Here is a 25326-nt window from a genome sequence, read left to right on the forward strand (position 1 = left end):
GCAGAGCCGGCCCAGCGGCTCAACCGCCGCTGCGGCCAAGGTGCGCTTCCAGATCGTTCCAGAACGCGTCCACCGAGCCCTTGGCCTTGCGGGTGCCGGGGCGCTCGCGGTAGATGCGGATGTCCAGCGTCGTGTCCAGCCCCTCGCCCGCGCTCACCAGCCGCTTGGCGCGCAGCTCGCGCCGCACCGCACTGGCCGGCAAAAAGGCGATGCCGTGGCCTTCGAGCGCCATGGCCTTCAGGCCCTCGGACATGTCGGTTTCGTAGATGCGGTCCAGGTGCACCGGCGTCGGGCTGCTCTTGAGCACCTGCTCGACCGCCCGGCCCATGTAGGCGCCGGGGGCATAGGCCAGATAGGGCAAGGGGTGCGCCGTGGTGCCTGGCAGACGGAACATGGGCTCGCCTTGGTCGTTCGGCTTGACGTAGGGCGAGAGCGTCTCGCGGCCCAGCGGCAGCATCTCGTAGCGCGCGGCGTCCAGCTGGATGGGCTGCGAGGTGTGGTGGTAGGCGATCAGCAGGTCGCAGCTGCCCTCGACCAGCCGCATCACCGCGTCGTGCACGTTCATTGCGATCAGCCGGCTCTTGATCGGCCCGCAGCTTTCGCGCAGGCCCGAGAGCCAGGACGGGAAAAAGGTGAAGGCCAGCGTGTGTGGCACGGCAAACTCAATCACGTCCTGCGCCGCAGCCGTGTGGGCGCGCAGCATGGCGCGCGTGCTCTGCAGCGCCTGCAGCATCTCCAGCGACTGGTCGTACAGGGTCTGGCCGGCGGGGGTCAGGCGTGTCGGGTAGGACGATCGGTCCACCAGATCGGTGCCGGCCCAGGCTTCGAGCGACTGGATGCGGCGCGAGAACGCGGGTTGTGTGACGTGGCGCAGCTGCGCCGAGCGGCTGAAGCTGCGTGTCTCAGCCAGGCTCACAAAATCTTCCAGCCACTTGGTTTCCATGGCGGCGGATTATGCGCGCCGTGCATGAGTGCACATCCCCCTGTTTTTCCGGGTTTTGGCGCCCGCCCGGTTCCATTACGATATCCAAAACCTAGGGTTAACCCTAATATCACTGACCCATGACCCAGAACCCTCCCGCCATCCACCCCTCCCGCATCGCCCACCCCGGCCTGCGCCAGAAAATCATGTCGGCCGACGCGGCCGCCGCCCTCATCCACCACGGTGACCATGTGGGCATGAGCGGTTTCACCGGCGCGGGCTACCCCAAGCTGGTGCCGCAGGCCCTGGCCCGGCATATCCAGCAGCAGCACGACGCCGGGCACGAATTCCGCATCGGCCTGTGGACCGGTGCCTCGACCGCGCCCGAACTCGACGGCGCGCTGGCCAAGGTGGGCGGCATGGACATGCGCCTGCCCTACCAGTCCGACCCGACCTGCCGCGCGCGCATCAACGCCGGCGACATGGCCTACACCGACATCCACCTCTCGCACGTGGCGCAGTACGTCTGGTTCGGCTTTCTCGGCAAACTGAACGTGGCGGTGATCGAGGTCGCCGGCATCCTCGAAGACGGCCGCCTGATCCCGGCTACCTCCGTCGGCAACAACAAGACCTGGCTGGACCAGGCCGACCAGGTGATCCTGGAAGTCAACCATGGCCACCCGCTGGCTCTGGAAGGCATGCACGACATCTACTACGGCACCGAGCGCCCACCGCACCGCAAGCCGATTCCGATGACCGACGCCGGCGACCGCATCGGCACACCCTATCTGCATTGCGACCCGGCCAAGGTGATCGCCGTGGTGGAAACGAATCTGCCCGATCGCGACACGCGCTTCTCGGCGCCGGACGAAGCCTCGCGCCGCATCGCCGGCCACCTGATGGACTTCTTCCAGAACGAGGTGAAGCAGGGCCGACTGCCCGAGGACCTGCTGCCACTGCAGTCGGGCGTGGGCAACATCGCCAACGCGGTGCTGGAAAGCCTGAACGACGGCCCCTTCACCGGCCTGCAGGGCTACACCGAGGTGCTGCAGGACGGCATGCTCGCCCTGCTCAAGAGCGGCAAGATGCGCATGGCATCGTCGACCGCGATCTCGCTCTCCAGCGAAGTGATGAAGGAGTTCAACGCCAACCTGGACTTCTACCGCGAGCGCATCGTGCTGCGCCCGCAGGAGATCAGCAACCACCCCGAGGTGATCCGCCGCCTGGGCCTGATCGCCATGAACGGCATGATCGAGGCCGACCTGTACGGCAACGTGAACTCCACCCACGTGATGGGCACGCGCATCATGAACGGCATCGGCGGCTCGGGCGACTTCGCGCGCAACGCCTACCTCTCCATCTTCATGACGCCATCCACCGCCAAGGGCGGCAGCATCAGCTGCATCGTGCCCATGGTCAGCCACGTGGACCACACCGAACACGATGTGCAGATCATCGTCACCGAGCAGGGCCTGGCCGACCTGCGCGGCCTGTCACCGCGCCAGCGCTCGCGCCTGATCATCGAGCGCTGCGCCTACCCCGACTTCAAACCTGCCCTGCTCGACTACGTGGAGCGCAGCGAAGCCAATGCCAAGGCCGGTCATGCGGGCATGCACACGCCGCACCTGCTGGAAGAAGCGCTGAGCTGGCACGCCCGGTACGAGCGCACCGGCAGCATGAAGCCTTAATCAGAGCCGGACTGCTGCAAAGCCCACATATCGGCGTAGACGCCGCCGCGCGCCACCAGCTCGGCATGTGTGCCGCGCTCGACGATCTCGCCATGCACCAGCACCAGGATCTCGTGCGCGTCCACCACCGTCGAGAGCCGATGCGCGATCACCAGCGAGGTCTTGTTGCGCGCCGCGCTCTTGAGCTCGGCCTGGATGGCGCGCTCGTTGGCTGAGTCCAGCGCCGAGGTGGCCTCGTCGAAGATCACGATGGGCGGGTTCTTCAGCAGGGTACGCGCGATCGCCACGCGCTGCTTCTCGCCGCCTGACAACTTCAAACCGCGCTCGCCCACGGTGGTCTGGTAACCCTTGGGCAGCTTCTCGATGAAGGCGTGGATGTGCGCGGCCTTGGCGGCCTCCACCGCCGCCTCGTGCCCGGCGTCGGGCCGGCCGTAGAGGATGTTGTATTCGATGCTGTCGTTGAACAGCACCGTGTCCTGCGGCACGATGCCGATGGCCTGGCGCACGCTGGACTGGGTGACCTCGCGGATGTCCTGGCCGTTGATGAGAATGCGGCCGCCGCCATGGGGACCACCGGGCTCATGGTTCGTGACGTCGTAGAACCGGTAAAGCAGGCGCGCCAGGGTGGATTTTCCGGAGCCCGACGGTCCGACCACCGCCACCGTCTTGCCGGCCGGGATCTCGAAGCTGATGCCATGCAGGATCTCGCGCGCCGGCTCGTACGAGAAACGCACGTTCTCGAACGTCACCGCCGGCGGCCCGTCCAGCATCAGCGGCTGTGCGCCCGGCGCGTCCGCGATTTCGCGCTCCTTCTCCAGCAGCACGAACATCTTGTCGAGGTCGGTCAGGCTCTGCTTGATCTCGCGGTAGAGCACGCCCAGAAAGCCCAGCGGGATGTAGAGCTGGATCATGAACGCGTTGACCATCACCAGGTCGCCCAGGGTCATGTGACCGTCGGCCACGCCCTGGGTGGCGCGCCAGAGCATCAGCACCAGAGCCACTGCGATCACCAGCTGCTGCCCGGTGTTGAGCAGCGACAGGGTGGTCTGGCTCTTGATTCGGGCCTTGCGCAGCTTTTCCAGTGACTCGTCGTAGCGCCGCGCCTCGAAGGCCTCGTTGTTGAAGTACTTGACCGTCTCGTAGTTCAGCAGCGAGTCGATCGCCTTGGTCTGGCTGGTGGACTCCAGCTCGTTCATCTCGCGGCGGAACTTGGTGCGCCACTCGGTCACCGTGACGGTGAAGACCACGTACAGCACCAGCGCCACCAGCGTGATCCAGACGTAGCCCATGTCGAACTTGGTGCCCAGCAGGGTGAGCACGAACACGACTTCGATCAGGGTCGGGAAGATGCTGTAGAGCGAATAGGAAATCAGCGACTGCACCCCGCGCGTGCCGCGCTCGATGTCGCGCGTCATGCCGCCGGTCTGGCGCTCCAGGTGAAAGCGCAGCGAGAGGGCGTGCAGGTGGCCGAACACCTGCAGCGCGATCGAGCGCGTAGCGCCCTCGGTGGCCTTGGCGAACACCAGTTCGCGCAGCTCGGTGAACACGCTGGTGGACAGACGCAGCAGGCCGTAGGCCACGATCAGCCCCAGCGGCACCACCAGCAGCGCCATGGCGCTGCCGGGTTTGATCGTCATCGCGTCCACCAGCTCCTTGAGCAGCAGAGGCACGCCCACGTTGGCGCCCTTCGCGGCCACCATGAAGGCCAGTGCCGCGATGACGCGCCACTTGTACTGCCAGAGGTAAGGGAACAGGCGGCGCAGGGTCGCCCAGTCGGAACGGGCGGGCGCGGGACCGCTGTCGGCGGTGGGCACGGGATAGGCGGCCCGGGAGACGGACGAAGGGCGCATGCGGGACAATCGTGGGAGTTTTCAAGAGATTGTGCCCATGTCCACCGAATCAAGCCCCCGCCCCCACACCGAACTGCCCGAAGGCCGCGAGCTGGTGCTCAAGGTCATTCCCATGCCGGCCGACACCAACGGCAACGGCGACATCTTCGGCGGCTGGGTCATGGCCCAGGTCGACCTGGCCGGCGCCGTGCTGCCGGCGCGCTACGTCAAGGGCCGCATGGCGACCGTGGCGGTCAACCAGTTCATCTTCAAGCAGCCGGTGCGGGTGGGCGACATCCTGAGCTTCTACTCGCACGTCACCCGCGTGGGCAACACCTCGATCACCGTGCAGGTGGAGGTGTTCGCCGAACGCTTCTCGGCCCAGGGGCAGTATGTGAAGGTGACCGAGGCGAGCCTGACCTACGTCGCCATCGACCACGAGGGCCGGCCCCGGCCGATCCCGCGCGAGGGCCTGCCGGCGGGCATGGCCTGAATCCGTCGGCGGCGCCGGCCCCGACGGATCGGGATCAGGCCTCGCTCTTCTTGCCGAAAAAGCGTTTGAGCGCCACGCCCAGGCCAGCCAGAACAAGGATGCCCACCTTGGCGAACTTCGCCACGAAGGCAGCGATCACGGCCAGCAGCCCCAGCTTCTTGGCGCCGACACCCAGCACCAGCGCCGCCAGGCCGTATTCCGCGACATGGTCGGTGCTGGCGTTGAAGTCCGCATAGCGCTTGCCCTCGTCGTAGCTCACGGCGTCGAGCATCGCGTGCGCCTGGGGCTTGACCGCCTCCAGCGAGTTGAGATCGGTCACCAGGTTCAGGCTGAAGTAGCCCTCGCGACCCAGCAGATAGGTGTTGTAGTTCACCCCCAGATCGGTGTCGCTGGTGTCGCCTTTGTCGCGCGACTTCATGGCCCACACCAGACGGTGTGTGACCGCGTCGTAGGCCGGCGGCTGCGCCCAGCCCAGGATCTCCATCTCGGGCACGCCCATCTTGGCGCGCTCCTTGTTGTTCTCCTCGGTCCCATCGCGGTAGCTGTCGAGCAGCTCGTCCGCGTCCCAGTCCTTGGCGTCGTCGTCCTTGATGTAGCCCGAGCTTTCGTATCGCACGGTCATGAACCAGCCGGCCTTGTCCTCTGCCGGGAAGATCAGGCCTTGCAGTCTGGGATCTTCTCCCGGGTTGCCCATGGCATTGAGCAGCTTCGTCGCGTGGGGTTGGGGAATGAAGACGCGGTCGGCGGGCAACCTAAGCTTCGCCTGACCGGCCAGAGGGATGTCCAGCGGGCCCTGCTGGGCCGCCTGTTTGGCGGCCTCCCAAGGGTCGTCCGCATCCGCTGCCGGCTGCTGCGCGCTGACCAGCGTCGCGGCACACAGGCCCATGAAACCCAACAACAAGGCGAACGCGCCTCGCAAGACGGCGATGTTTCGCATCACTCCTCCACTCCGTTGATTGATGAATGTGTGGCGCGGGCGGCATGCCCGTTCCCCCCGGCGCAGTATAGGTACCGGGCTCTGCGGCCCTGGGGCAGATGCAGCCGCGCCTCAGTGCGGCCAGCGCTCGCGCCAGCGGTCGTAGATGTGCCCGGCCAGCGCCTGGCTGGCGGCCAGGTGGCGCCGGGTGCCTGCGCGCATGGCGTCCGGCGTCTGCACCGTGGCCGGGTGCGCCGCGCAGGCAGGTGCGTAGCCCTCGCCCGGGGCGGCGATCCAGTCCTCGACCTTCTGCGCCGTGATCTCGATGTGGAACTGCATCGCCAGGTGCTGGCGCAGCACGAAAGCCTGGTGCGGGCAAGCCGCCGAGCCGGCGATCGGCTGCGCACCTGGCGGCAGTTCGGTGAAGCTGTCGTAGTGCCACTGGTAGACCATCGCGTCCGGCGCATCGCCCAGCCAGTCGCGCGCCGCCGCGCTGCCATCGTGGCGCATCGGCAGCCAGCCGATTTCCGGAGCCTCCAGCGTCTGCACCCGGCCACCGAAAGCGCGCGCGATGAGCTGCCCGCCCAGACAGTGGCCGATCACCGGGATGCCCAGCGCGTCGGCCTCGCGGATCAGGGCCTCGGCCTGGCGCTGGCTGGGGCGGTCGTCATTGGCGCTCCAGGCGCCACCCAGCACGGCCAGGCCTTTCAGGCCCCGCACCGTCGCCGGGTAGGCCTCGCCCGCCTCGGTGCAGCGCACGCACCAGCGCACGCCCTGCGCATCAAGCCAGTCGCCCAGGTGGCCGGGGCCGTCCTCGTGCAGGTGCTGGAGCACCAGCACCTCGGTGTCGTGGGGAATCGCAGCGTTCATGGCCGGGATGATCGCCAGCCCTCCAGCTTGGCCGGGAGCCAATCGGCGCCGCTCAGAAGGTGCCGTGCCGGCCCTCGCCGCTGGCGAAGCGCGTTGCACCTTCCAGCGCATCGGGAATGCGCGCCCGACCGCGCAGCCACTCCTGCTGCAGCGCCTCGCCCAGCGGCAGGTCCCACTGCGCGTAGGCGCTCTCGCGGTCGGCGCGCATGGTGGCCTGCGGGAAGGCGGCGAGCTGCCGCGCCAGCGCGATGGCGGCTTCGCGCGCCTGTCCGGTGGGCACCACGCGGTTGGCCAGACCCATCTGCAGCGCCTCGGCCGCCTCGACCTTGCGGCCGGTGAGGATCAGGTCCATCGCGTGGCCCATGCCGATCAGGCGCGGCAGGCGCACCGTGCCGCCGTCGATCAGCGGCACGCCGAAGCGCCGGCAGTAGACACCGAAGTAGGCGTCGTCTTCCACCACCCGCAGATCGCACCACAGCGCCAGCTCCATGCCGCCCGCCACCGCCGCGCCGCTGACCGCCGCGATCACCGGCTTGGACAGGCGCAGGCGCGAGGGTCCCATGGGCCCGACGGCGCGGGCGTCGTCGCTGTGGAAGTCCAGCGCGTCCAGCCCCCCCGCGCCACCCGAGGCCGCCAGGCGGGCTCCGTGCTGCAGGTCCCAGCCGGCGCAGAAGTGGCCGTGCGCACCGTGGAACACCGCGACCTTGGCGGCCGGGTCGTCCTCGAAGGCCAGGAAGGCGGCGTGCAGCGCCTGTGCGGTGTCGCCATCGACCGCGTTGCGCACCTCGGGGCGGTTGAGCGTGACGACGTGGATGTCGTCGATCACCTCGGTGGTGACAGCCGTCATGCCTGCTCTCCCCACCAACCGATCCGTTGCTCACTCATGGCCGCCTCCAGTTCGTCCGGGGAAACTTCGATCTCCATGCGCAGCAGCGCCCCCGCCATCGACTTGCCCAGGTTGTCCAGCCGCAGGTTGCGGGCGCCGCCACCCTGCAGCGCGCCCTTGAGCACCAGCTTGAGCGCGAGGATGTTGGGCAGCGGCCAGCGGTCCACCTCGCCAGGCAGCCAGGGCGCGAAGTGCTGCCGCACCCGTTCGGCCGTGACCTCGCGTTCGAGAATGCGGTAACCGGCCTCGTTCCAGGCGAACAGGCCGAAGTCAACCCAGTCGGCCTTGTCACCGCTGCGCGCGTGGGCGATGCGGACCAGGGGAATGCGGACCCGGTTCATGGCGTGTTCTCCAGCAACCGGACCTGCACATGGGGTTCCACCTCCGCCCGCGCAATCAGGGTCGGCCAGATGCCCAGCAGCTCACTGGTGTTGTGCAGCCCGGTGAAGCCGCAGGTGTAGGCCGGGCCGCTCAGGCCGATCCAGGGGAACAGGCGGCCGAAGCCGTCGGCGGCAGCCTTCGCGTTCGTGCGCAGCACCAGCCGCGTCCAGACCTCGTTCATCTGGTTGAGTTGCGCCGGCAGGGGCAGCGGCGCCAGCGGGCCGTGCGCCGAGTTCAGGCCCGGGTATTCCACGTACAGCTCCTCGTGCGGCACGCGCCGCTCGGCCAGCTGGGCGCGGATGGTGGCGATGGCAGCCTGCGCCTTGTCCCAGGCGTCGGGCCAGGAAAAGCCCCAGGTCACCTCGGCCTTGTATCCGTCGCTGAAACCCGCCACCACCTTGAGCATCTCGCCCGGCGCCGATCCGCGCGCGCCGGTCAGCCGCACCCGGTCGTGGCCCTCGTCGTGCAGGTGGATGCCGCCCATGTCCAGCACCACGTCGGGCGAGCGGTAGGCGTGCGGGTCGTGCACCTCGTACAGCAGCTGCTGGCGCACGGTGTCGAAGTTGACCCGCCCGCCGGTGCCCGGCGCCTTGGTGATCAGCGCCGTGCCGTCGTCCCACACCTCGGCAATGGGAAAACCGATGTGCGCGAGATCGGGAATGTCCTTCCACACACCCTGGCTGCCGAAGTTACCGCCGCTGCCCTGGCCGGAACACTCCAGCAAGTGGCCCACGGTCAGGCCCTGCGCCAGCCGGTCGAGACCGGCGGCGTCGGTGGCCTTCAGGTCCCAGCCCAGGTGGTGGGCGATGGGACCGAGGAACAACGCCGCGTCGGCCACGCGGCCGGTGATGACGATCTCGGCGCCGAGCTCCAGCGCCCGCACGATGGGCGCCGCACCCAGGTAGGCGTTGCCGAACACCAGCCGTTCGCGCACCGCTGACACCGGCTCGCCGGTGAACAGGTGGCCCAGCCCCGCACCGGGCACCGAGGGGTCCAGCAGGCGCGGCAGCACGTCGTCGCCCGTCACGACCGCGATGCGCGGCGCCATGCCTTTGGCCGCCAGTGCGGCCTGCACCGCCTGCGCGGCGCCCATGGGGTTGAGCCCGCCGGCGTTGCAGACGAAGCGCACGCCGCGCGCCTGCATCAGCGGCCACAGCCGCAGCAGCATGGGCACCACGTCGCGCGCGTAGCCCAGCGACGGGTCGCGCTGCCGGTCTTTCTGCAGGATGGCCAGGGTGAGTTCGGCCAGGTGGTCGCTGGCGATGAACTGCACGCTGCCGCGTTCGATGCTGGCGACCACCGGTTCCCAGTGGTCTCCATAAAAGCCGAGGCCGGCGCCGATGCGGATCGATTTCATGCGGCCAGCATACGGGCATTCCCTATTTTTGCAAAGCGTTTGCTTGCTAAAAATATGACGCAGAAAAGCTGCCGCCTGCGCGACTCGGGCTCGGGTCTACCCTGACGCCGGTTTCAGGCAAGGCCGATATAAAACCCGCACCACAGTTGGACCCTGCGCCACAGCAATTGCAGCGCCCTGTGTCCACAACAACAAAGGAGACAGTGCGTGCAACTGCTGCAACTGCTGATCGGCGGTGTGGCCCAGGGATGCATCTACGGCCTCATCGCCCTGGGCTTCGTGCTGATCTACAAGGCGACCGAAACGGTGAGCTTCGCGCAGGGCGACCTGATGATGGTGGGCGCCTTCGGCGGCCTGCTGACCATGACGCTGCTTGGGTTTCCGTTCTGGGTCTCGGTGCTCGCTGCGGTCATCGGCATGGGCCTGTTCGGCGTGCTGCTGGAGCGCCTGGTGATCCGCCCCATCCTGGGCCAGCCGGCCTTCTCCATCGTGATGCTGACCATCGGCGTGGGCTATGTGCTGCGCGGCGTGATCACCATGATCCCCAACATCGGCACCGACACCCACTCGCTGGCCGTGCCCTACGCGGGCGAGGTGCTGAACATGGGCGGCCTGGTGCTCGCCGCGGAGCAGCTGGTGATCATCGGCGTGACGGCCGTGCTCTGTGGCGGCCTGTTCGCCATGTTCAAGTACAGCAAGCTGGGCATCGCCATGCAGGCGGCGTCGCAGAACCAGCTGGCCGCCTACTACATGGGCATCCCGGTCAAGCGGCTCAACGGCCTGGTCTGGGGGCTGGCGGCGGCCGTCGCGGCCATCGCGGGCCTGCTGCTGGCGCCCATCACCTTCGTGCACGCCAACATGGGCTTCATCGGACTCAAGGCCTTCCCCGCGGCCGTGGTGGGCGGCTTCGGCAGCCTGCCCGGTGCCATCGTCGGCGGGCTGGTGATCGGCGTGGTCGAGGCGCTGTCGGGCTTCTACCTGCCCGAAGGCTTCAAGGACATCGCGCCCTACCTCGTGGTGCTGCTGATGCTGGTCCTGAAACCCAACGGCCTGTTTGGCGAAAAGCTTCGCAAGAAAGTCTGAGGCCGGCACCATGCGTTTCATCTTCAAGACCGACTACGACCAGGACATCCGGCTGGCCAAACACGGCGGCCATGTGTTCTGGTACAGCCTGCTGGGCCTGTTCCTCGCGGTGGCACCCTGGGCCCTGCCTGAGTACTGGCTGGCGCAGCTGACCTTCGTGCTGATCTACGCCATCGTCGGCCTGGGCCTGATGCTGCTGGCGGGCTTCACCGGCCTGTTCTCGCTCGGCCACGCGGCCTTTCTCGGCGTCGGCGCCTACACCGAAGCCGTGCTCACCAACGCGGGCTGGCCCTTCCCCATCTCCATCGCTTGCGCCGGCCTGCTCTCGGCCGCGGTGGGCATGGTGGTCGGCCTGCCGGCGCTGCGCGTCAAGGGCATTTACCTGGGCATGGCCACGCTGGCCTTCGGCTTCATCGTCGAGGAAGGCATGGCGCGCTGGGAGCATGTCACCGGCGGCAACGCCGGCCTGCCGGTGAACCCGCCCGGCATCGGCGGCTGGACCATCGATTCCACCGAGGGGTTCTATTTCCTCTGCCTGGTGCTCTGCGTGGGCGCCACGCTGGCCATCGTCAACCTGCTGCGCGCGCCCACCGGCCGCGCCTTCGTCGCCATCCGTGATTCCGAGATCTCGGCGCAGAGCATGGGCATCCACCTGGCGCGCTATAAGACGATGTCGTTCGCACTCTCGGCCGCCCTGGCCGGCATCGGCGGTGCGCTCTACGCGCACAAGATCCAGTTCCTCTCGCCCGACCAGTTCTCGATCATCCAGTCCATCGACCTGCTGCTGATGGTGGTGATCGGCGGGCTGGGCTCGATCCACGGCGCCTTCCTGGGCGCGATCTTCCTGATCGTGATGCCGCAGCTGATCGCGCTGGCCAAGGACTTCCTGCCCGAGGCAATCGGCCAGTCCACCGGCCTGCAGGGCACGGTCTACGGCGCGGTGCTGATCGCCTTTGTGCTGTTCGAGCCCATGGGCCTGTACGGCCGCTGGCTGAAGATCCGCACCTGGTTCCAGCTGTTCCCGTTCTACCGCAAGGGCATGTTCAAGCGGCAGAAGTCGTTCCAGAAGTCCGACCGCCTGAAATGAACACCATGAACGACGACATCCTCCTATCGGCCCGGGAACTCAGCGTGCGCTTCGGCGGCGTGCTGGCGGTCAACAAGGTGAGCTTCGACGTGAAGAAGGGCGAGGTGTTCACCCTGATCGGCCCCAACGGCGCGGGCAAGACCACGGTGTTCAACCTCATCAGCCGCATCTACACGCCCACCAGCGGCGAGATCCATTTCGCCAGCCACCATGGCTTGCTGAAGCTGACCGACCTGCCACCGCACAAGGTGGCGGGCCTGGGCATCGCGCGCACCTTCCAGAACATCGAGCTGTTCGAACACGCGACCGTGCTGCAGAACCTGCTGATCGGGCGCCACACGCACCGCCGGACCGGACTGTGGAGCGAGCTGCTGTTCACCGGCAGGACCCGCGCCGCCGAGATCGCCGCGCGCGAGAAGGTGGAGCAGGTGATCGACTTCCTGGACCTGCAGCACCACCGCGAATCGATGGTGGCGGGCCTGCCCTACGGCGTGCGCAAGGTGGTGGAGCTGGCGCGCGCGCTGTGCACCGAACCGCGCCTGCTGCTGCTGGACGAACCGTCCTCGGGCCTGAACGTGGAGGAAACCGAAGACATGGCGTTCTGGATCAGCGACATCAAGAACGAGCTGGGCATCACGGTGCTGATGGTGGAGCACGACATGACCCTGGTGTCCAAGGTCTCCGACCGCGTACTGGCCATGAGCATGGGCGCCGAGCTCGCCACCGGCACGCCCGCCGAGGTGCAGAGCCACCCCGGCGTGATCGAGGCCTATCTCGGCACGGTGGACGATGTATCCAGCCTGCGCCGCGAGAACCATGGGAGGGTGGCGGCATGACAGCCCCGGTCACCGACAACGCGGTGCTCAAGCTGCTCAACGTCGAGAGCGCGTACGGCCCCATCAAGGCCATCCGCGGCGTGAGCCTGCAGGTGCGGCGCGGCGAGATCGCCACCGTGCTGGGCAGCAACGGCGCCGGCAAGACCACCATCCTCAAGACCATCAGCGGCATCATCGACCCACGCAAGGGCAGCATCGAGTTCAAGGGCGAGAACATCACCGCCCAGGACCCGGCGCTGATCGTGCAGCGCGGCCTCATGCACGTGCCCGAGGGGCGCGAGGTGTTCCCGCTGCTCTCGGTGCGCGACAACCTGTTGATGGGCGCCTACACCCGCAAGGACCGCGACGGCGTGGCGCGCGACATGGAGCTGGTCTTCAACTACTTCCCGATCCTGCGCGAGCGCGCGGCGCAGGACGCCGGCCTGCTCTCGGGTGGTCAGCAGCAGATGCTGGCGATCAGCCGCGCGCTGATGGCCAACCCCGACCTGATCCTGCTGGACGAGCCCAGCCTGGGCCTCTCGCCCAAACTGACCAAGGAGATCTTCGAGATCGTGGTGCGCATCAACCGAGAGCGCGGCACCACCATCCTGCTGGTGGAGCAGAACGCCAACATGGCGCTCAACGCATCGGACTACGGCTACGTGCTGGAGAACGGCCGCATCGTGATGGAAGACACCTGCGCCCGGCTGCGCGAGAAGGACGACATCAAGGAGTTCTACCTCGGCATGAAGGAGGCCGGCGTGCGCGCCGACCGCCGCTGGAAAAAGAAGAAGAACTGGAGATGAGCGCATGAGCTACCTGTGGGATCTCTCCGCCATCCGCCCGCAGACCGACGTGGTCATGCCCGGCGACACCATGCCCGCCATCTTCTGGAACGCCGTCGAGAAGCGTGGCCCCGACATCTGGCTGCGGCAGAAGGAATTCGGCATCTGGCGCAGCTGGACCTGGACGCAGGTCGGCCAGGCGGTGCGCGAGATCGGCCACGGCCTGCTGGCCATCGGCTTCGGCGAGCGCGAGACCGCGTCCATCCTCTCCAACACCAATGTGGAGTGGGTGCTGTGCGACCTGGCCGTGCTGAGCGCCAACGGCGTGTCCAACGGCATCTACCCCACCGACGCGGCCGAGCAGGTGCACTACCTCAGCGAGGACTCGGGCACCACCGTGCTGTTCGTGGAAGACGACGAGCAGCTGGACAAGGCGCTGGAGGTGCGGCACCTGTTGCCGCGCCTGAAGAAGATCGTGGTGTTCGACATGGACGGGCTGCGCGACTTCCACGACCCCATGGTCGTCAGTCTGGACGCATTGCGAGAACTCGGCCGCGAACACCTGGCGCAGCACCCGCAGGCGCTGGCGCAGCGCGTGGCCGCCGTGAAGCCACAGGACCTCGCCATCCTGGTCTACACCTCGGGCACCACCGGCAAGCCCAAGGGCGCGATGCACGCGCACCAGGGGCTGGTCTACACCGTGCGCGGCTACAACACGCTCATCGCGCGCGACCAGCACGACGAGTGCATGTGCTTCCTGCCGCTGTGCCACATCGCCGAGCGCATGGGCGGCGAGTACTTCTCGATGTACACCGGGGCCAAGCTCAACTTTGTCGAGAACCCGGAGACCGTGCCCGAGAACGTGCGCGAGATCGCGCCCACCGTGTTCACCGCCGTGCCGCGCGTGTGGGAGAAGTTCTATTCGGGCGTGATGATCACGCTCAAGGAAGCCAGCAAGCTGCAGCAGGCGGCCTACGCCTGGGCCATCGGCGTCGGCCAGCGGGTGGCCGACCACGTGCTCAAGGGCGAGGCCGTGCCCGGCGGTTTGCAATGGCAGTTCCGCGCCGCGCGCCTGCTGGTGCTGGACAACGTGCGCAAGCTGATCGGCATCCACCGGGCGCGCTTCCTCGTGACCGGCGCCGCGCCGATCTCGCCCGAGCTGGTGCGCTGGTACCTCGCGCTGGGCGTGCCCATGCTGGAGGTCTGGGGCATGACCGAGACCTGCGGTGCGTCCACCGGTATCCCGGCCGAGCGCATCAAGCCCGGCAGCATCGGACCGGCCGCGCAATACAACGAGGTGAAGCTCGATCCGCAGACGGGCGAGATCCTGGTGCGCGGGCCCAACGTGTTCATGGGCTACCTGAACCTGCCCGAGAAAACCGCAGAGACCATCGACAAGGACGGCTGGCTGCACACGGGCGATGTGGGCGTGGTCGACGAGGAAGGGTTTTTCCGCATCACCGACCGCATGAAGGACATCATCATCACCGCAGGGGGCAAGAACATCACCCCCAGCGAGCTGGAGAACGAACTCAAGTTCTCGCCCTACATCACCGACGCGGTGGTGATCGGCGACAAGCGGGCCTACCTCACCGTGATCATCATGATCGACCAGGAGAACGTGGAGAAGTTTGCACAGGACCACGACGTGCCCTTCTCCAACTACGCCAGCCTGACCCGCGCGCCCGAAGTGCAGCAGCTGATCCAGGATGTCATCGACGCCACCAACAAGAAGTTCGCCCGCGTCGAGCAGATCAAGAAGTTCTGGCTGCTCGATACGCAGCTGACCGCCGAAGACGAAGAACTCACGCCCACCATGAAGCTCAAACGCAAGCTGGTGCAGCAGAAATACGCCGAGCAGATCGAAGCCATGTACCGCTGACCCGGCCACCCCGTTTTTTTCCACCCAGGAGACAAGCCCCCATGAAAGCCCGACTCACTCTGACCGCCGCCGCTCTGGCACTGACGGCCGGCGCCGCCTTCGCCCAGTCGCAGGGTGTGAGCAAGGACGAGATCGTCCTCGGCTCCATCCAGGACCTCTCTGGTCCGTTGGCCGGCTTCGGCAAGCAGGCCCGCCTGGGCATGATGCTGCGCGTGGACGAGATCAACGAGCAGGGTGGCATCAACGGCCGCAAGCTCAAGCTGCTGGTGGAAGACAGCAAGTACGACCCCAAGACCGCCGTCCTGGCAGCGCAGAAGCTGGTCAACCAGGACAAGATCTTCATGATGGTCGGCCACATCGGCACTGCACAGAACATGGCCGCCATGCCGGTGCAGTTTCAGAAGAACGTGATCAACTTCTTCCCCATCACCGCCGCGCGCGAGATGTACGAGCCCTTCCACAAGCTCAAGTACTCCTTCGCCGCCACCTACTTCGACCAGATGAAGAACTCGCTGCCGGTGGTGGTGAAGGAGAAAGGCGCCAAGAAGGTCTGCACCGTCTACCAGGACGACGAGTTCGGGCTGGAAGTGGTGCGCGGTGCCAAGGAAGGCCTGAAGTCCATCGGCATGGAAATGGCCGAAGAAGCCAGCTTCAAGCGCGGTGCCACCGAGTTCGGCTCGCAGATGCAGAAACTGGCCGCCGCGCAGTGCGACTTCGTCGTGCTCGGCACCATCATCCGCGAGACCGTCGGCACCATCGCCACGGCCCGCAAGCTGGGCTTCAACCCCACCTTCATGGGCAGCAGCGCGCTCTACACCGACCTGATCCACAAGCTCGGTGGCCCAGCCATGAACGGCCTGTACGCCACCATGACGGTGCAGAACCCCTATCTGGACGACGCCTCGCAGCCGGTCCGCTTCTGGGCCAACAAGTACAAGACCAAGTTCAACGAAGACCCCACCGTGTTCTCGGTCTACGGCTACAACATCATCGACACCTTCGCCAAGGCCGCGGGCAAGGCCGGCGCCAATCTGAGCACCGACAGCTTCATCAAGGTGATGGACACGATGACGATCCCGACCGACATCTTCGGCAGCGCGCCCGCCAGCTTCGGCCCGCAGAAGCGCCTGGGCAGCAACGCCTCGCGCCTGTCGCAGATCGTCGACGGCAAGTGGAAGGTGATCTCGGACTACCCGAAGAACTGAAACCCGCTCAGAGCTGCGCGCCGCCTGGTAACACAGGCCATGCGCGGAAGCCGCCACGCCCCGTGCGATGGCGGCTTTTTTTATGGCCTCGGCCTACTTGGGGCGTGCGTCCTCGGTGGTCAGCGGTTTGCCGCCCGAGCCCCACCAGCCACTGCGGATCTCCTGGATCACGCAGCGCGTCATGGGGCGAAAACCTTCGCCGCCGACCTGAACCACCGCCTCGGTGATGGCAGCGATCAGTGCGTGCTTCTTGTCGTCGGGCAACACGCCCTCGATGATCTTGACGTCGATGAAAGGCATGGAGGTCTCCTAGGCAAAGCTGGCCACGGTCTCGAACGGCAGCCGGGGCCCCCGCGGACGCAGGGAAGCGGTGTCGCCATGACCGAGGTTGATCAGGAAGTTCGAGCGGAAGCGCCCGTCCGGGAAGAAGCTGCGGTCCAGCGCCTCGGCATCGAAGCCGCTCATGGGGCCGCAGTCCAGCCCAAGCAGGCGGGCCGCCACGATGAGGTAGGCGCCCTGCAGGCTGCTGTTGCGCAGCCCCACGGTCTGCGCCAGCGCGGGCTTGCCGTCGTACGCCGCGGCGGCGGTGGGCATGTGCGGAAACTGGGTCGCCAGGTGCTCGTAAAAGCGGCTGTCGTGGGCCACGATCACGGTCACCGGGGCGCTCATGGTCTTGTCCACATTGCCCGGTGCCAGGCAGGGGCGCAGCTTCTCCTTGCCTTCGGCGCTGCGCACGAACACATAGCGCGCCGGCTGGCAGTTGGAGGCTGTGGGGCCCCACTGGGCGAGTTCGCACAGCGCCTTCAGGGTGTCGTCGGAGACAGGTTCGTCGCGGAACTTCGGGAAGGTGCGGGCTGCCGAGAACGCCAGCTCGGTGGGGGACAGGGTCGGGTGGGTCATGGAGGCCTCGAAAGAGTTGAAAGCGATCAGGCCGCGGTATAGGCGGTCTTGACCGTGGTGTAGAACTCGGCGGCGTGGCTGCCCTGCTCGCGCGGACCCATGCTGGAACCCTTGCGCCCGCCGAACGGCACGTGGTAGTCGACCCCCGCGGTGGGTGCGTTGACCATCACCATGCCCGCCTGCGCATGCCGTTTGAAGTGGGTGGCGTGCTTCAGGCTGGTGGTGCAAAGGCCGCTGGACAGGCCGAACGGCGTGTCGTTGGCCAGCGCCAGGGCCTCCTCGTAGTCGCGCGCGCGGACCACATTGGCCACCGGCCCGAACACCTCCTCGCGGCTGATGCGCATGGTGTTGTCGGTGCCGGTGAGCAGCGCCGGGGTGAGGTAGTGGCCTGGCTGCCCGAGATCGTTGCTGGCGCGGTGTTCGCCGCCAAACGCCAGCGTCGCGCCCTCTTCCTGCGCGATGCGGATGTAGTCCAGATCGACTGCGAGCTGGCGCTCGTCCACCACCGGGCCGATGTCGGTGCCCGGTCGGCGCGCGTCGTCGACCTTGAGCTGCTTCAGTCGCTCGACCAGCGCGTCGACAAAGCGGTCGTGGATGCCCTCGGTAACGATCAGCCGGCTCGACGCCGTGCAGCGCTGGCCGGTGGAATAGAACGAGCCCAGCACCGCGCACTGGACAGCCACCGCCAGGTCGGCATCGTCGAGCACGACCAGCGGGTTCTTGCCGCCCATCTCCAGCTGGTACTTGGCCCCGCGCGCCGCGCAGGCCGCCGCCAGGCGCCGGCCGGTGGCCACCGAGCCGGTGAAGCTCAGGCCGGCCACGCGCGGGTCGTCCACCAGCGCCGAACCGATCTCCGCGCCCGAGCCCATCACCAGGTTGAACACGCCCGCGGGCAGGCCGCCGCGCGAGAGGATGTCCGCCAGCGCCCAGGCCGAGCCGGGCACCAGTTCGGCGGGCTTGAACACCACGCAGTTGCCGAAGGCCAGCGCGGGCGCGATCTTCCAGGCGGGGATCGCGATGGGGAAGTTCCAGGGGGTGATCAGGCTCACCACGCCCAGCGGCTCGCGCGTGATCTCCACACCGATGCCGGGCCGCACCGACGCCAGCAGCTCGCCGCGCTGGCGCAGCGCCTCACCGGCAAAGAACTTGAAGATCTGGCCCGCGCGAACCACCTCGCCCACCGCCTCGGGAAGGGTCTTGCCCTCTTCCCGCGCCAGCAGGTCGCCCAGCTCGGCGCTGCGCGCCAGGATTTCACTGCCGGCCTTGTCGAGCACATCGAAGCGCTGCTGCGGCCCCGAGAGCGACCAGGCGGGAAACGCCGCCGCGGCCGCATCCACCGCGGCCCTTGCCTGCGCCATGTCGGCCTGCGCGTATTCGCCGATCACATCCCGCGTGTCCGACGGGTTGATGTTGCGCACGCTGCGCGCGCCCGCCACCCACTCGCCACCGATGAAGTTGTGTCCCTGCGCCATCACGCGCGCCCTGCGCCGCGCTGGCGAAAGCGGGACTGCCACTCGGCCAGCGGCATGTAGCTGGGGTCGTCGCGCACCATCGCAAAGGTCTCTGCCAGCAGCTCGTCCTCGCTCTTGTCGAGGTCCAGCGGCGTGCCATAGGGCTGGTTCACGTAGTACGGCGTGTCCAGGTACACCTCGACGCGATTGCCCTCGGGATCGAAGTAGTACAGCGACCAGGCGTTGCCGTGGTTCATGGGCCGCATCTCGGTCGCGCCAAGGGCCTCCGCTTTGTCCCGGTTCCAGCGCAGCTCGGCCAGATCGGGCACCAGGAACGACACCTGCATGATGGTGCTGACCTTCGATTCAGCCGAACGCCCTTCGGACAGCACGATCTGGTGGTGCTGGTCTTCCGATGCGCTCATGAAGACCAGGCGGTTGCCGAAGTTCTTGCCCAGGCCTTCGTCGGTGATGGTGAGCTTGAACACCTGGGTGTAGAAGTCGACCATCTTGTCGAGGTCGTAGACGAAGAAGCCGAAGTGGGCAGGGGTGGGTCGGGTGACATTCATGGTGTCGGGTCCTTCTCAGTCTTTCTGGATCTTGGCGTCTTTGACCAGTTGTCCCCAGCGCTTGAGGTCACCCTCGATGGTGGCCTGCAGCTCCTTGGGCGTGCTGGCATGCACGTCGCCACCGGTGGCCTCGGCCAGCTTGCTGCGCAGGGTGGCGTCCTGCAGCGCGGTGGCGACTTGCGCGTTCAGGCGGTCGATCACCGGCTGCGGCGTGCCGGCCGGCGCCAGCAGCGCGGTCCAGGAACGCACCTCGAAGTTCGGCACCCCTTGCTCGGCGACCGTGGGCACGTCGGGCAGGCCGCTCCAGCGCGCGCTGCCCGAGGTGCCGAGGGCGCGCAGCTTGCCGGCCTTGACCTGCGGCAGCGCGGTGGTCGGCGCGATCACGATGAAGTCGACCTCGTTGCCCAGCAGCGCGGTCACCGACGCGCTCTCGCCGCGGTAAGGCACGTGCGTGAAGGCCGCGCCGGCGCGGTTGGCCAGCAGCTCGCCGGTCATGTGCTGGCCGGTGCCGACGCCGGCGGAGCCGAAGGTCATGGGGTTGGCCTTGGCCTTGGCCGCCTTGATCAGATCGCCCAGGTTGTTGTGCGGGCTGGCGGCGTTGACCACCACCAGGAACGGGAACGAGGTCAGCGCCGAGACCGGCTGGAAGGACTTGGCGGTGTCGTAGGGCAGCTTGTCGTAGAGCACGCCCGCAATGGCGTGGCCGCCGGTGGCCAGGAGCAGGTTGTAGCCATCGGGTTTGGCCGAGGCCACAGTGGCTGCCGCGATGGTGCCGCCGGCCCCGGCCTTAGGTTCCACCACCATCGGCTGGCCGAGGCCCTTGGCCATCTCGGTGGTGACCAGGCGCGCCACCACATCGGCGTTGCCACCCGCGGCAAAGCCGTGCAGCACGCGCACCGGGCGCTCGGGATAGGTCTGTGCGCCCGCCGCCAGCGGCAGGGTCAAGGCCAGCACGGCGCCGAACATCGTCATCAGGTTCTTTTTCATGGTCTTGTCTCCTGTAGGTATGGAATGAATTACTGCGGTGCCTGTTCGACGGGGTTGCGCAGGACGCCGATGCCTTCGATTTCGACCTCCACCACATCGCCCGGCACCATGAAACGGGGCGGCTTCTTGCTCCAGCCCACGCCACCCGGTGTGCCGGTGACGATGACGTCGCCTGGCACCAGGGTGAAGATGGTCGAGGCGTAGGCGATCTGTTGCGCCACCGAGAAGATCATGTCGTCGGTGGTGGTGGACTGCATCTGTTCACCGCTCAGCCGGGTGACCAGCTTGAGCGGGCGGTCCGGCGCGATCTCGTCGGTCGTCACCATCCAGGGGCCGAAGGCGCCGGTGGACTCGAAGTTCTTGCCGGCGCAGATGGCCTTGGCGTGGAACTGCCACTCGCGGATGCTGGCGTCGTTGTAGATCGAGTAGCCGGCGATGTGCTCGTGGGCCTGGGCCTCGGGAATGTTGCGGCCCGGCTTGCCGATGATGACGGCCAGTTCACCCTCCCAGTCCAGCGAATCGGAACAGTGCGGGCGCAGGATGGGCTGGCCGTGCGCCACCTGCGAACGCCAGACGCGCAGGAAGATGGGCGGGTGTGCCGAGAGCTCGCGGTCCAACCCGGCGGCCACGACCTCGCGGTGGTGGTCGTGGTAGTTGCGGATCGCGCAGACGATCTTTTCCGGCTGCGGAATCACCGGCAGGAAGCGGATCGCCGACAAGGGAATGTCGGCCGGCACGCTGGCGGCATCGGCACCCGCCTGGAGGGTGCGGCCGGCCGCGATGTAGGCCTGCAGCGTGGGGTATTGCGGGTAGGCGCGGCCGAGATCGGCCACGTGTTCGCCGACGACGGCGCCCCAGGAGGCGCGGCCCTGGTATTCAAACGACAGAAGTTTCATATGGGTTCTTTCTGGACAAGGAACGATGAGACACAAGGATTCAGGTGCTGGGCACCCTCACTCCGGATGATCGGGGGATCTGGCGGCCTGCAGATCGGTCAGCACGGCCGCCGTGTCCGCGCCCAGCGCCGGTGCTGCCCGTCGGTACTGCACCGGGGTTTTGGAGAAACGCAGCGGGCTGGCCACGCCCGGCGTGGTGCCGGCCACGGGGTGCGGCAGCTCGACGCGCAGGCCCCGCGCCTGCACATGCGGATCGGCAAACACCTGCTCCAGCGTGTTGATCGGGCCGCAGGGCACGTTGGCGGTTTCCAGCGCGGCGATCCACTGCGCGGTGCTGCGCTGCACCGTCACCTGGCGCAGCAGCGGCACCAGTTCGGCGCGGTGCGCCACGCGGGCGGCGTTGGTGGCAAAGCGCGGGTCGGTCGACCACTCGGCACGTCCGGCCACCTGGCAGAACGAGGCGAACTGGCTGTCGTTGCCGACGGCCAGGATCATCTCGCCGTCGGCGGTGGGGAAAGACTGGTACGGCACGATGCTCGGATGGGCGTTGCCCAGCCGGCGCGGCGACTGCCCCGTGATGAGGTAGTTCTGCGCCTGGTTGGCCAGGCACGCCACCTGCACATCCAGCAGCGCGAGATCGATGTGCTGGCCCTCGCCCGAGCGCTCGCGCCAGGCCACCGCCGCCAGGATGCCGGACACCGCGTGCAGGCCGGTGAGCACGTCGGTCAGCGCCACACCCACCTTCATCGGGCCGGCGCCGTCCTCGCCATCGGGCACACCGGTCAGGCTCATCAGCCCGCCCATGCCCTGCACCATGAAGTCGTAGCCGGGGCGCTGGGCGTAGGGGCCGGTCTGGCCGAAACCGGTGATGGAGCAGTAGATCAGGCGCGGGTTGAGCGCGCTCAGGCTGGCGTAGTCCAGGCCGTAACGCGCCAGCCCGCCGACCTTGAAGTTCTCGATCAGCACGTCGGCGCGCAGCGCCAGCTCGCGGATCTGTCGCTGGCCTTCGGGCGTGGCCATGTCCAGCGCCACCGACTGCTTGTTGCGGTTGGCGCAGAGGAAGTACGCCGACTCCAGCGGCTGGCCCTGCGGGTCCTTCAGGTAGGGCGGGCCCCAGCCGCGCGTGTCGTCGCCACGCTCAGGGTGTTCGATCTTGATCACCTCGGCGCCCATGTCGGCCAGCATCTGGCTGGCCCAGGGACCTGCGAGCACGCGCGATAGGTCGAGCACCTTGAGGTGCGAGAGCGCGCCGCCTTGTGGGGTGGATTCGTGGTTCATGATGCAAACGCCTGCAGGCCGGTTTGTGCGCGACCGAGGATCAGCGCGTGGATGTCGTGCGTGCCCTCGTAGGTGTTGACCACCTCCAGGTTCACCAGGTGGCGGGCCACGCCGAACTCGTCGCTGATGCCGTTGCCGCCCAGCATGTCACGCGCCACGCGGGCGATGTCCAGCGCCTTGCCACAGCTGTTGCGCTTGAGCATGCTGGTCAATTCCACCGAGGCGGTGCCCGCGTCCTTCATGCGTCCGAACCGCAGGCAGCCCTGCAGGCCCAGCGCGATCTCGGTCTGCATGTCGGCCAGCTTCTTCTGCACCAGCTGGTTGGCAGCCAGCGGCCGGCCGAACTGCTTTCGGTCCAGCACGTAGCGGCGCGCGCGGTGCCAGCAGTCTTCGGCCGCACCGAACGCGCCCCAGGCGATGCCGTAGCGCGCGCTGTCCAGGCAGGTGAACGGGCCCTTGAGCCCCTTCACGCCGGGCAGCAGGTTCTCGGCCGGCACGAACACCGCATCCATCACGATCTGGCCGGTGACCGATGCCCGCATGCCGACCTTGCCCGGAATCTCGGGCGCGGTCAGGCCCTTCCAGCCCTTTTCCAGAATGAAACCGCGAATCTGGTCGCGCCCGCTCTCCTCGTCGGCCAGCTGGGCCCAGACCACGAACACATCGGCGATCGGGCTGTTGGTGATCCACATCTTGGCGCCGCTCAGGCTGAAGCCGCCGGGCACACGGGTGGCGCGGGTGGACAGACTGGCCGGGTCGGAGCCGCTGTCCGGCTCGGTCAGACCGAAGCAGCCGATCAGCTCGCCCGTGGCCAGACGCGGCAGGTAACGCTGGCGCTGTTCCTCGCTGCCGAACGCATGGATGGGCAGCATCACCAGGCTGGACTGCACGCTGAGCATGGTGCGGTAGCCCGAGTCGATGCGCTCGATCTCGCGGGCGATCAGGCCGTAGCAGACGTAATTCAGACCAGCGCCGCCGTGGGTGGTCGGCAGCGTGGATCCGAGCAGGCCGAGGGCGCCCATCTCGCGGAACAGGGCCGGGTCGGTGCGGCCTTCGCGAAACGCCGTCAGCACGCGCGGTGCGAGCTCGGATTGCGCATACGCCGCGGCGGCGTCGCGAATGGCGCGCTCGTCGGCGTCGAGCTGCTGTTCGAGCAGGAAGGGGTCGTCCCAGAGAAATGGGGTGGTGGACATGGACAAGGGCTCGTAGAAGAAAGGTCAGCGCTGGCAGGCGAAGCTGGCGGCGGATTCGGGGTCGCCGCCGGTGTAGCGCGCCAGCAGCGGCCAGGGGCACAGCGGGCGGGTGCGGCTGGGTGACCAGCCAGCCGGGACGTCGGGGTTGGCGCCGCCCGGGTTGCCCGCGCCGCGTGCGCCGGCCACGATGCGTTCGGGCGCACGGCCGTGCTCCACCCAGTCGACCAGCGCGTCCAGGCCGTCGTACTGCTCGGTGGCCGGACCACCGCGCGAATGGCCCTGGCCCGGCACCAGGAACAGGCGGGCGAACTCCGCAGCGCGGCCCTGCTGGTGCGCGTCCAGCGCGCGGTACCAGGCCTGGGTGTGGTCGCTGGAGAAGATTGGGTCGGCCGTGCCGTGGAACACCAGCACCTTGCCGCCGCGCTGGCGCAGGCGATCGAACTCGGGCGCCTCCAGCGTGCCCATGAAGTCCAGCGCCTTGTCGGTGTAGACACCGCTGGTGGCGAAGATCTTGCTGCCGTCGCGGTCGATGTCGAAGGCCAGTGCGAAGGCGGCGCTCTTGCGGGTGTCGGTGGCCATGGCCAGGTCGGCCACCGGCGGTGAAGAAAAGATGAAGCCCACCGACACCGGGTTGCGAGCCGTGCGCACCGAGCTGCGGAACTTCCACTCGGCCCAGCCGGGGTGGCGGATGCCCGGGTCGAAGGGGAAGCCGCTGTAGACCACCGCGCCCGCACCGTTGCGCGCCGGTGCGTGGACCGCTGCGAGCACCGCTTTCTGCGCCGCGCTCAGGCAGCTGCCATCGCGCGCGCCGCTGCAGGTGGGCAGGTCGCGCGCCGGGTCAAACGCGGTCCGGCAGGCCTCCACGTCGTTCACCAGTCCGTCGCTCAGGCCGTCGAGTGCGTCGCAGCGCGCCAGCACGGCGCGCGCCACGAGCTCGCGCTCCGCCGGGGGCAGGGCCGACTCGTAGTCGGGCTGGCCGTTGACCTCGCGGGTGATGACCACGGTGTCCCAGCGCTTCACGTTGGAGAGGTTGGCCACCGAGGCCCGCGGCAGGTGGATGCCGGGCGACTGCGCCAGCACGCCGTCGAACTGGTCCGCGTACCGCGTGGCCGCCACCAGCGCCTGGCGGCCGCCGTTGGACGTGCCGCCGATGTAGGAGCGGTCGGGCGCCTTGCCGTAGGCGCGCTGGATCAGCGCCTTGGCCATGGGCGTGAGCGTGCCGATGGCGTTGTAGCCGTAGTCGCGGCGCGCCTGCGGGTCCAGGCCGAACAGCGGGTTCTGGGCGCTGCTGTGCCCACCGTCAGAGCTGATCACCGCGAAGCCCCGCTGCAAGGCGTTGCGCAACAGGCCGCCGCTGCCCAGCGAGTTGCCGCCGTCTGCGGTGACGACATTGCCGTCCGTGCCGCCGTTGCCCTGGTAGAGGAAGCGCCCGTTCCAGTCCCGGGGCAGGCGCATCTCGAAGCCGATGGCGTAGGTCTGGCCGTCGACCGGGCTCACACGCTCGTTCATCCGACCGGTCACCCGGCAGTGCTCGCCCACCGTCTGGCCAGCGTTCACCAGGCGGCCCACCGGCTCCAACGTGGCAGCGGTGAAACGTGCGCCAGCGAAGCTGAACGCGCCGATGAGTTCGCTGCACTGCTGCAGCGGAGCGGGCGAGGCCACGCCCAGCCGCGGCGGTTGCGCGGTGGTGGCACAGCCCGCCACCAGGGTCAGGGTGGCGAGCGCAAGGCTCGGCAAGGCAAGGGGTCGGTGCATGGTGCGGGTCTCCGTCGGCTCCCCCGTCTCGGCGGGCGCCTTGTTATGAAGTGCAATAAACGAACTTCGTGTTTGACTTTTCCGAAATGTACGGGCCA

The 25326-nt window shown here is 67.8% G+C and carries 24 protein-coding genes; 8 read left to right on the forward strand and 16 right to left on the reverse strand.

Going from position 1 to position 25326, the window contains the following annotated elements; all coding sequences use genetic code 11:
* Positions 1-19: 19 nt before the first annotated feature.
* Positions 20-943 (reverse strand): LysR substrate-binding domain-containing protein, encoded by a 924-nt coding sequence (locus tag ACFOPI_RS12380; RefSeq protein WP_382174249.1) that lies wholly within the window; start codon positions 941-943, stop codon positions 20-22.
* A gap of 119 nt (positions 944-1062) precedes the next feature.
* On the opposite strand from ACFOPI_RS12380, the gene ACFOPI_RS12385 reads away from it, so the two are divergent.
* Positions 1063-2610: an acetyl-CoA hydrolase/transferase family protein gene (locus ACFOPI_RS12385; RefSeq protein ID WP_382174251.1), complete on the forward strand. Its 1548-nt coding sequence runs from the start codon at positions 1063-1065 to the stop codon at positions 2608-2610.
* Here ACFOPI_RS12385 and ACFOPI_RS12390 read toward each other — a convergent pair.
* Positions 2607-4460: an ABCB family ABC transporter ATP-binding protein/permease gene (locus ACFOPI_RS12390; protein WP_382174253.1), complete on the reverse strand. Its 1854-nt coding sequence runs from the start codon at positions 4458-4460 to the stop codon at positions 2607-2609. The genes ACFOPI_RS12385 and ACFOPI_RS12390 overlap by 4 nt on opposite strands.
* A 37-nt stretch (positions 4461-4497) precedes the next feature.
* Here ACFOPI_RS12390 and ACFOPI_RS12395 point away from each other — a divergent pair, with 37 nt between their 5' ends.
* On the forward strand, positions 4498-4932 hold the full coding sequence (locus ACFOPI_RS12395) for an acyl-CoA thioesterase (protein WP_382174254.1): 435 nt from the start codon (positions 4498-4500) through the stop codon (positions 4930-4932).
* Positions 4933-4966: 34 nt separating this feature from the next.
* On the opposite strand, the gene ACFOPI_RS12400 is transcribed toward ACFOPI_RS12395, so the two are convergent.
* The 5 genes from ACFOPI_RS12400 to ACFOPI_RS12420 all read right to left on the reverse strand — a co-directional run bounded on the left by ACFOPI_RS12400 (position 4967) and on the right by ACFOPI_RS12420 (position 9342).
* Complete coding sequence (locus ACFOPI_RS12400) at positions 4967-5869, reverse strand: DUF2167 domain-containing protein (RefSeq protein WP_382174255.1); 903 nt, start codon at positions 5867-5869, stop codon at positions 4967-4969.
* A gap of 111 nt (positions 5870-5980) precedes the next feature.
* Entirely contained in the window at positions 5981-6718 is a 738-nt protein-coding gene (locus tag ACFOPI_RS12405; RefSeq protein WP_382174257.1) for a type 1 glutamine amidotransferase, read from the reverse strand.
* Between the two features lie 52 nt (positions 6719-6770).
* A complete protein-coding gene (locus tag ACFOPI_RS12410) occupies positions 6771-7565 on the reverse strand; it encodes a crotonase/enoyl-CoA hydratase family protein (RefSeq protein ID WP_382174258.1) in 795 nt (264 codons plus the stop codon).
* On the reverse strand, positions 7562-7945 hold the full coding sequence (locus ACFOPI_RS12415) for an AtuA-related protein (protein ID WP_382174260.1): 384 nt from the start codon (positions 7943-7945) through the stop codon (positions 7562-7564). The genes ACFOPI_RS12410 and ACFOPI_RS12415 overlap by 4 nt, the downstream gene beginning before the upstream one ends.
* Positions 7942-9342 (reverse strand): acyclic terpene utilization AtuA family protein, encoded by a 1401-nt coding sequence (locus tag ACFOPI_RS12420; RefSeq protein WP_382174262.1) that lies wholly within the window; start codon positions 9340-9342, stop codon positions 7942-7944. Before ACFOPI_RS12420 ends, ACFOPI_RS12415 begins: the two co-directional genes overlap by 4 nt.
* A 207-nt stretch (positions 9343-9549) precedes the next feature.
* On the opposite strand from ACFOPI_RS12420, the gene ACFOPI_RS12425 reads away from it, so the two are divergent.
* Genes ACFOPI_RS12425 through ACFOPI_RS12450 form a run of 6 tightly spaced genes read left to right on the forward strand, consistent with a single transcriptional unit; the run spans position 9550 to position 16199 of the window.
* On the forward strand, positions 9550-10425 hold the full coding sequence (locus ACFOPI_RS12425; protein WP_382174263.1) for a branched-chain amino acid ABC transporter permease: 876 nt from the start codon (positions 9550-9552) through the stop codon (positions 10423-10425).
* A gap of 10 nt (positions 10426-10435) precedes the next feature.
* Positions 10436-11512 carry a branched-chain amino acid ABC transporter permease gene (locus tag ACFOPI_RS12430; protein ID WP_382174264.1) on the forward strand — a complete coding sequence of 359 codons (1077 nt, stop codon included), beginning with the start codon at positions 10436-10438 and terminating at the stop codon, positions 11510-11512.
* 5 nt (positions 11513-11517) lie between these two features.
* The gene (locus tag ACFOPI_RS12435; protein ID WP_382174945.1) at positions 11518-12348 is read left to right on the forward strand and encodes an ABC transporter ATP-binding protein; all 831 of its coding nucleotides are present in this window, start codon (positions 11518-11520) and stop codon (positions 12346-12348) included.
* Positions 12345-13133: an ABC transporter ATP-binding protein gene (locus ACFOPI_RS12440; protein ID WP_066253088.1), complete on the forward strand. Its 789-nt coding sequence runs from the start codon at positions 12345-12347 to the stop codon at positions 13131-13133. The genes ACFOPI_RS12435 and ACFOPI_RS12440 overlap by 4 nt, the downstream gene beginning before the upstream one ends.
* A gap of 4 nt (positions 13134-13137) precedes the next feature.
* Positions 13138-14994, forward strand: coding sequence for an AMP-dependent synthetase/ligase (locus ACFOPI_RS12445; RefSeq protein WP_382174267.1), 1857 nt, complete (start codon positions 13138-13140; stop codon positions 14992-14994).
* Positions 14995-15035: 41 nt separating this feature from the next.
* Positions 15036-16199, forward strand: a complete 1164-nt coding sequence (locus ACFOPI_RS12450; RefSeq protein WP_382174269.1) for an ABC transporter substrate-binding protein — start codon at positions 15036-15038, stop codon at positions 16197-16199.
* 93 nt (positions 16200-16292) lie between these two features.
* On the opposite strand, the gene ACFOPI_RS12455 is transcribed toward ACFOPI_RS12450, so the two are convergent.
* The 9 genes from ACFOPI_RS12455 to ACFOPI_RS12495 are packed head-to-tail and all read right to left on the reverse strand — an operon-like array spanning position 16293 to position 25228.
* Positions 16293-16499, reverse strand: coding sequence for a tautomerase family protein (locus ACFOPI_RS12455; protein WP_066253099.1), 207 nt, complete (start codon positions 16497-16499; stop codon positions 16293-16295).
* Between the two features lie 9 nt (positions 16500-16508).
* Positions 16509-17099 (reverse strand): malonic semialdehyde reductase, encoded by a 591-nt coding sequence (locus tag ACFOPI_RS12460; protein WP_382174271.1) that lies wholly within the window; start codon positions 17097-17099, stop codon positions 16509-16511.
* Between the two features lie 26 nt (positions 17100-17125).
* A complete protein-coding gene (locus ACFOPI_RS12465; RefSeq protein ID WP_382174273.1) occupies positions 17126-18571 on the reverse strand; it encodes an aldehyde dehydrogenase family protein in 1446 nt (481 codons plus the stop codon).
* Entirely contained in the window at positions 18571-19119 is a 549-nt protein-coding gene (locus ACFOPI_RS12470) for a VOC family protein (RefSeq protein ID WP_382174274.1), read from the reverse strand. Before ACFOPI_RS12470 ends, ACFOPI_RS12465 begins: the two co-directional genes overlap by 1 nt.
* A 15-nt stretch (positions 19120-19134) precedes the next feature.
* The gene (locus ACFOPI_RS12475) at positions 19135-20106 is read right to left on the reverse strand and encodes a Bug family tripartite tricarboxylate transporter substrate binding protein (RefSeq protein ID WP_382174276.1); all 972 of its coding nucleotides are present in this window, start codon (positions 20104-20106) and stop codon (positions 19135-19137) included.
* A 29-nt stretch (positions 20107-20135) separates the two neighbouring features.
* Complete coding sequence (locus tag ACFOPI_RS12480) at positions 20136-21002, reverse strand: fumarylacetoacetate hydrolase family protein (protein WP_382174278.1); 867 nt, start codon at positions 21000-21002, stop codon at positions 20136-20138.
* A 57-nt stretch (positions 21003-21059) separates the two neighbouring features.
* Entirely contained in the window at positions 21060-22280 is a 1221-nt protein-coding gene (locus ACFOPI_RS12485; RefSeq protein ID WP_382174279.1) for a CaiB/BaiF CoA transferase family protein, read from the reverse strand.
* Entirely contained in the window at positions 22277-23473 is a 1197-nt protein-coding gene (locus ACFOPI_RS12490; protein WP_382174281.1) for an acyl-CoA dehydrogenase, read from the reverse strand. Before ACFOPI_RS12490 ends, ACFOPI_RS12485 begins: the two co-directional genes overlap by 4 nt.
* 24 nt (positions 23474-23497) lie before the next feature.
* On the reverse strand, positions 23498-25228 hold the full coding sequence (locus ACFOPI_RS12495) for a tannase/feruloyl esterase family alpha/beta hydrolase (protein ID WP_382174283.1): 1731 nt from the start codon (positions 25226-25228) through the stop codon (positions 23498-23500).
* Positions 25229-25326 lie beyond the last annotated feature (98 nt).

This window comes from Hydrogenophaga luteola, assembly GCF_042648585.1.
GTDB lineage: Bacteria > Pseudomonadota > Gammaproteobacteria > Burkholderiales > Burkholderiaceae_C > Hydrogenophaga > Hydrogenophaga luteola.

Bases quoted from the DNA above. Each gene is read 5' to 3' on its own strand.
- ACFOPI_RS12420 (WP_382174262.1), bottom strand. From the start codon at position 9,342: ATGAAATCGATCCGCATCGGCGCCGGCCTCGGCTTTTATGGAGACCAC.
- ACFOPI_RS12455 (WP_066253099.1), bottom strand. From the start codon at position 16,499: ATGCCTTTCATCGACGTCAAGATCATCGAGGGCGTGTTGCCCGACGAC.
- ACFOPI_RS12435 (WP_382174945.1), top strand. From the start codon at position 11,518: ATGAACGACGACATCCTCCTATCGGCCCGGGAACTCAGCGTGCGCTTC.
- ACFOPI_RS12430 (WP_382174264.1), top strand. From the start codon at position 10,436: ATGCGTTTCATCTTCAAGACCGACTACGACCAGGACATCCGGCTGGCC.
- ACFOPI_RS12480 (WP_382174278.1), bottom strand. From the start codon at position 21,002: ATGAAACTTCTGTCGTTTGAATACCAGGGCCGCGCCTCCTGGGGCGCC.
- ACFOPI_RS12485 (WP_382174279.1), bottom strand. From the start codon at position 22,280: ATGAACCACGAATCCACCCCACAAGGCGGCGCGCTCTCGCACCTCAAG.
- ACFOPI_RS12460 (WP_382174271.1), bottom strand. From the start codon at position 17,099: ATGACCCACCCGACCCTGTCCCCCACCGAGCTGGCGTTCTCGGCAGCC.
- ACFOPI_RS12405 (WP_382174257.1), bottom strand. From the start codon at position 6,718: ATGAACGCTGCGATTCCCCACGACACCGAGGTGCTGGTGCTCCAGCAC.
- ACFOPI_RS12490 (WP_382174281.1), bottom strand. From the start codon at position 23,473: ATGTCCACCACCCCATTTCTCTGGGACGACCCCTTCCTGCTCGAACAG.
- ACFOPI_RS12410 (WP_382174258.1), bottom strand. From the start codon at position 7,565: ATGACGGCTGTCACCACCGAGGTGATCGACGACATCCACGTCGTCACG.
- ACFOPI_RS12450 (WP_382174269.1), top strand. From the start codon at position 15,036: ATGAAAGCCCGACTCACTCTGACCGCCGCCGCTCTGGCACTGACGGCC.
- ACFOPI_RS12495 (WP_382174283.1), bottom strand. From the start codon at position 25,228: ATGCACCGACCCCTTGCCTTGCCGAGCCTTGCGCTCGCCACCCTGACC.
- ACFOPI_RS12440 (WP_066253088.1), top strand. From the start codon at position 12,345: ATGACAGCCCCGGTCACCGACAACGCGGTGCTCAAGCTGCTCAACGTC.
- ACFOPI_RS12475 (WP_382174276.1), bottom strand. From the start codon at position 20,106: ATGAAAAAGAACCTGATGACGATGTTCGGCGCCGTGCTGGCCTTGACC.
- ACFOPI_RS12400 (WP_382174255.1), bottom strand. From the start codon at position 5,869: ATGCGAAACATCGCCGTCTTGCGAGGCGCGTTCGCCTTGTTGTTGGGT.
- ACFOPI_RS12380 (WP_382174249.1), bottom strand. From the start codon at position 943: ATGGAAACCAAGTGGCTGGAAGATTTTGTGAGCCTGGCTGAGACACGC.
- ACFOPI_RS12445 (WP_382174267.1), top strand. From the start codon at position 13,138: ATGAGCTACCTGTGGGATCTCTCCGCCATCCGCCCGCAGACCGACGTG.
- ACFOPI_RS12470 (WP_382174274.1), bottom strand. From the start codon at position 19,119: ATGAATGTCACCCGACCCACCCCTGCCCACTTCGGCTTCTTCGTCTAC.
- ACFOPI_RS12390 (WP_382174253.1), bottom strand. From the start codon at position 4,460: ATGCGCCCTTCGTCCGTCTCCCGGGCCGCCTATCCCGTGCCCACCGCC.
- ACFOPI_RS12385 (WP_382174251.1), top strand. From the start codon at position 1,063: ATGACCCAGAACCCTCCCGCCATCCACCCCTCCCGCATCGCCCACCCC.
- ACFOPI_RS12465 (WP_382174273.1), bottom strand. From the start codon at position 18,571: ATGGCGCAGGGACACAACTTCATCGGTGGCGAGTGGGTGGCGGGCGCG.
- ACFOPI_RS12395 (WP_382174254.1), top strand. From the start codon at position 4,498: ATGTCCACCGAATCAAGCCCCCGCCCCCACACCGAACTGCCCGAAGGC.
- ACFOPI_RS12415 (WP_382174260.1), bottom strand. From the start codon at position 7,945: ATGAACCGGGTCCGCATTCCCCTGGTCCGCATCGCCCACGCGCGCAGC.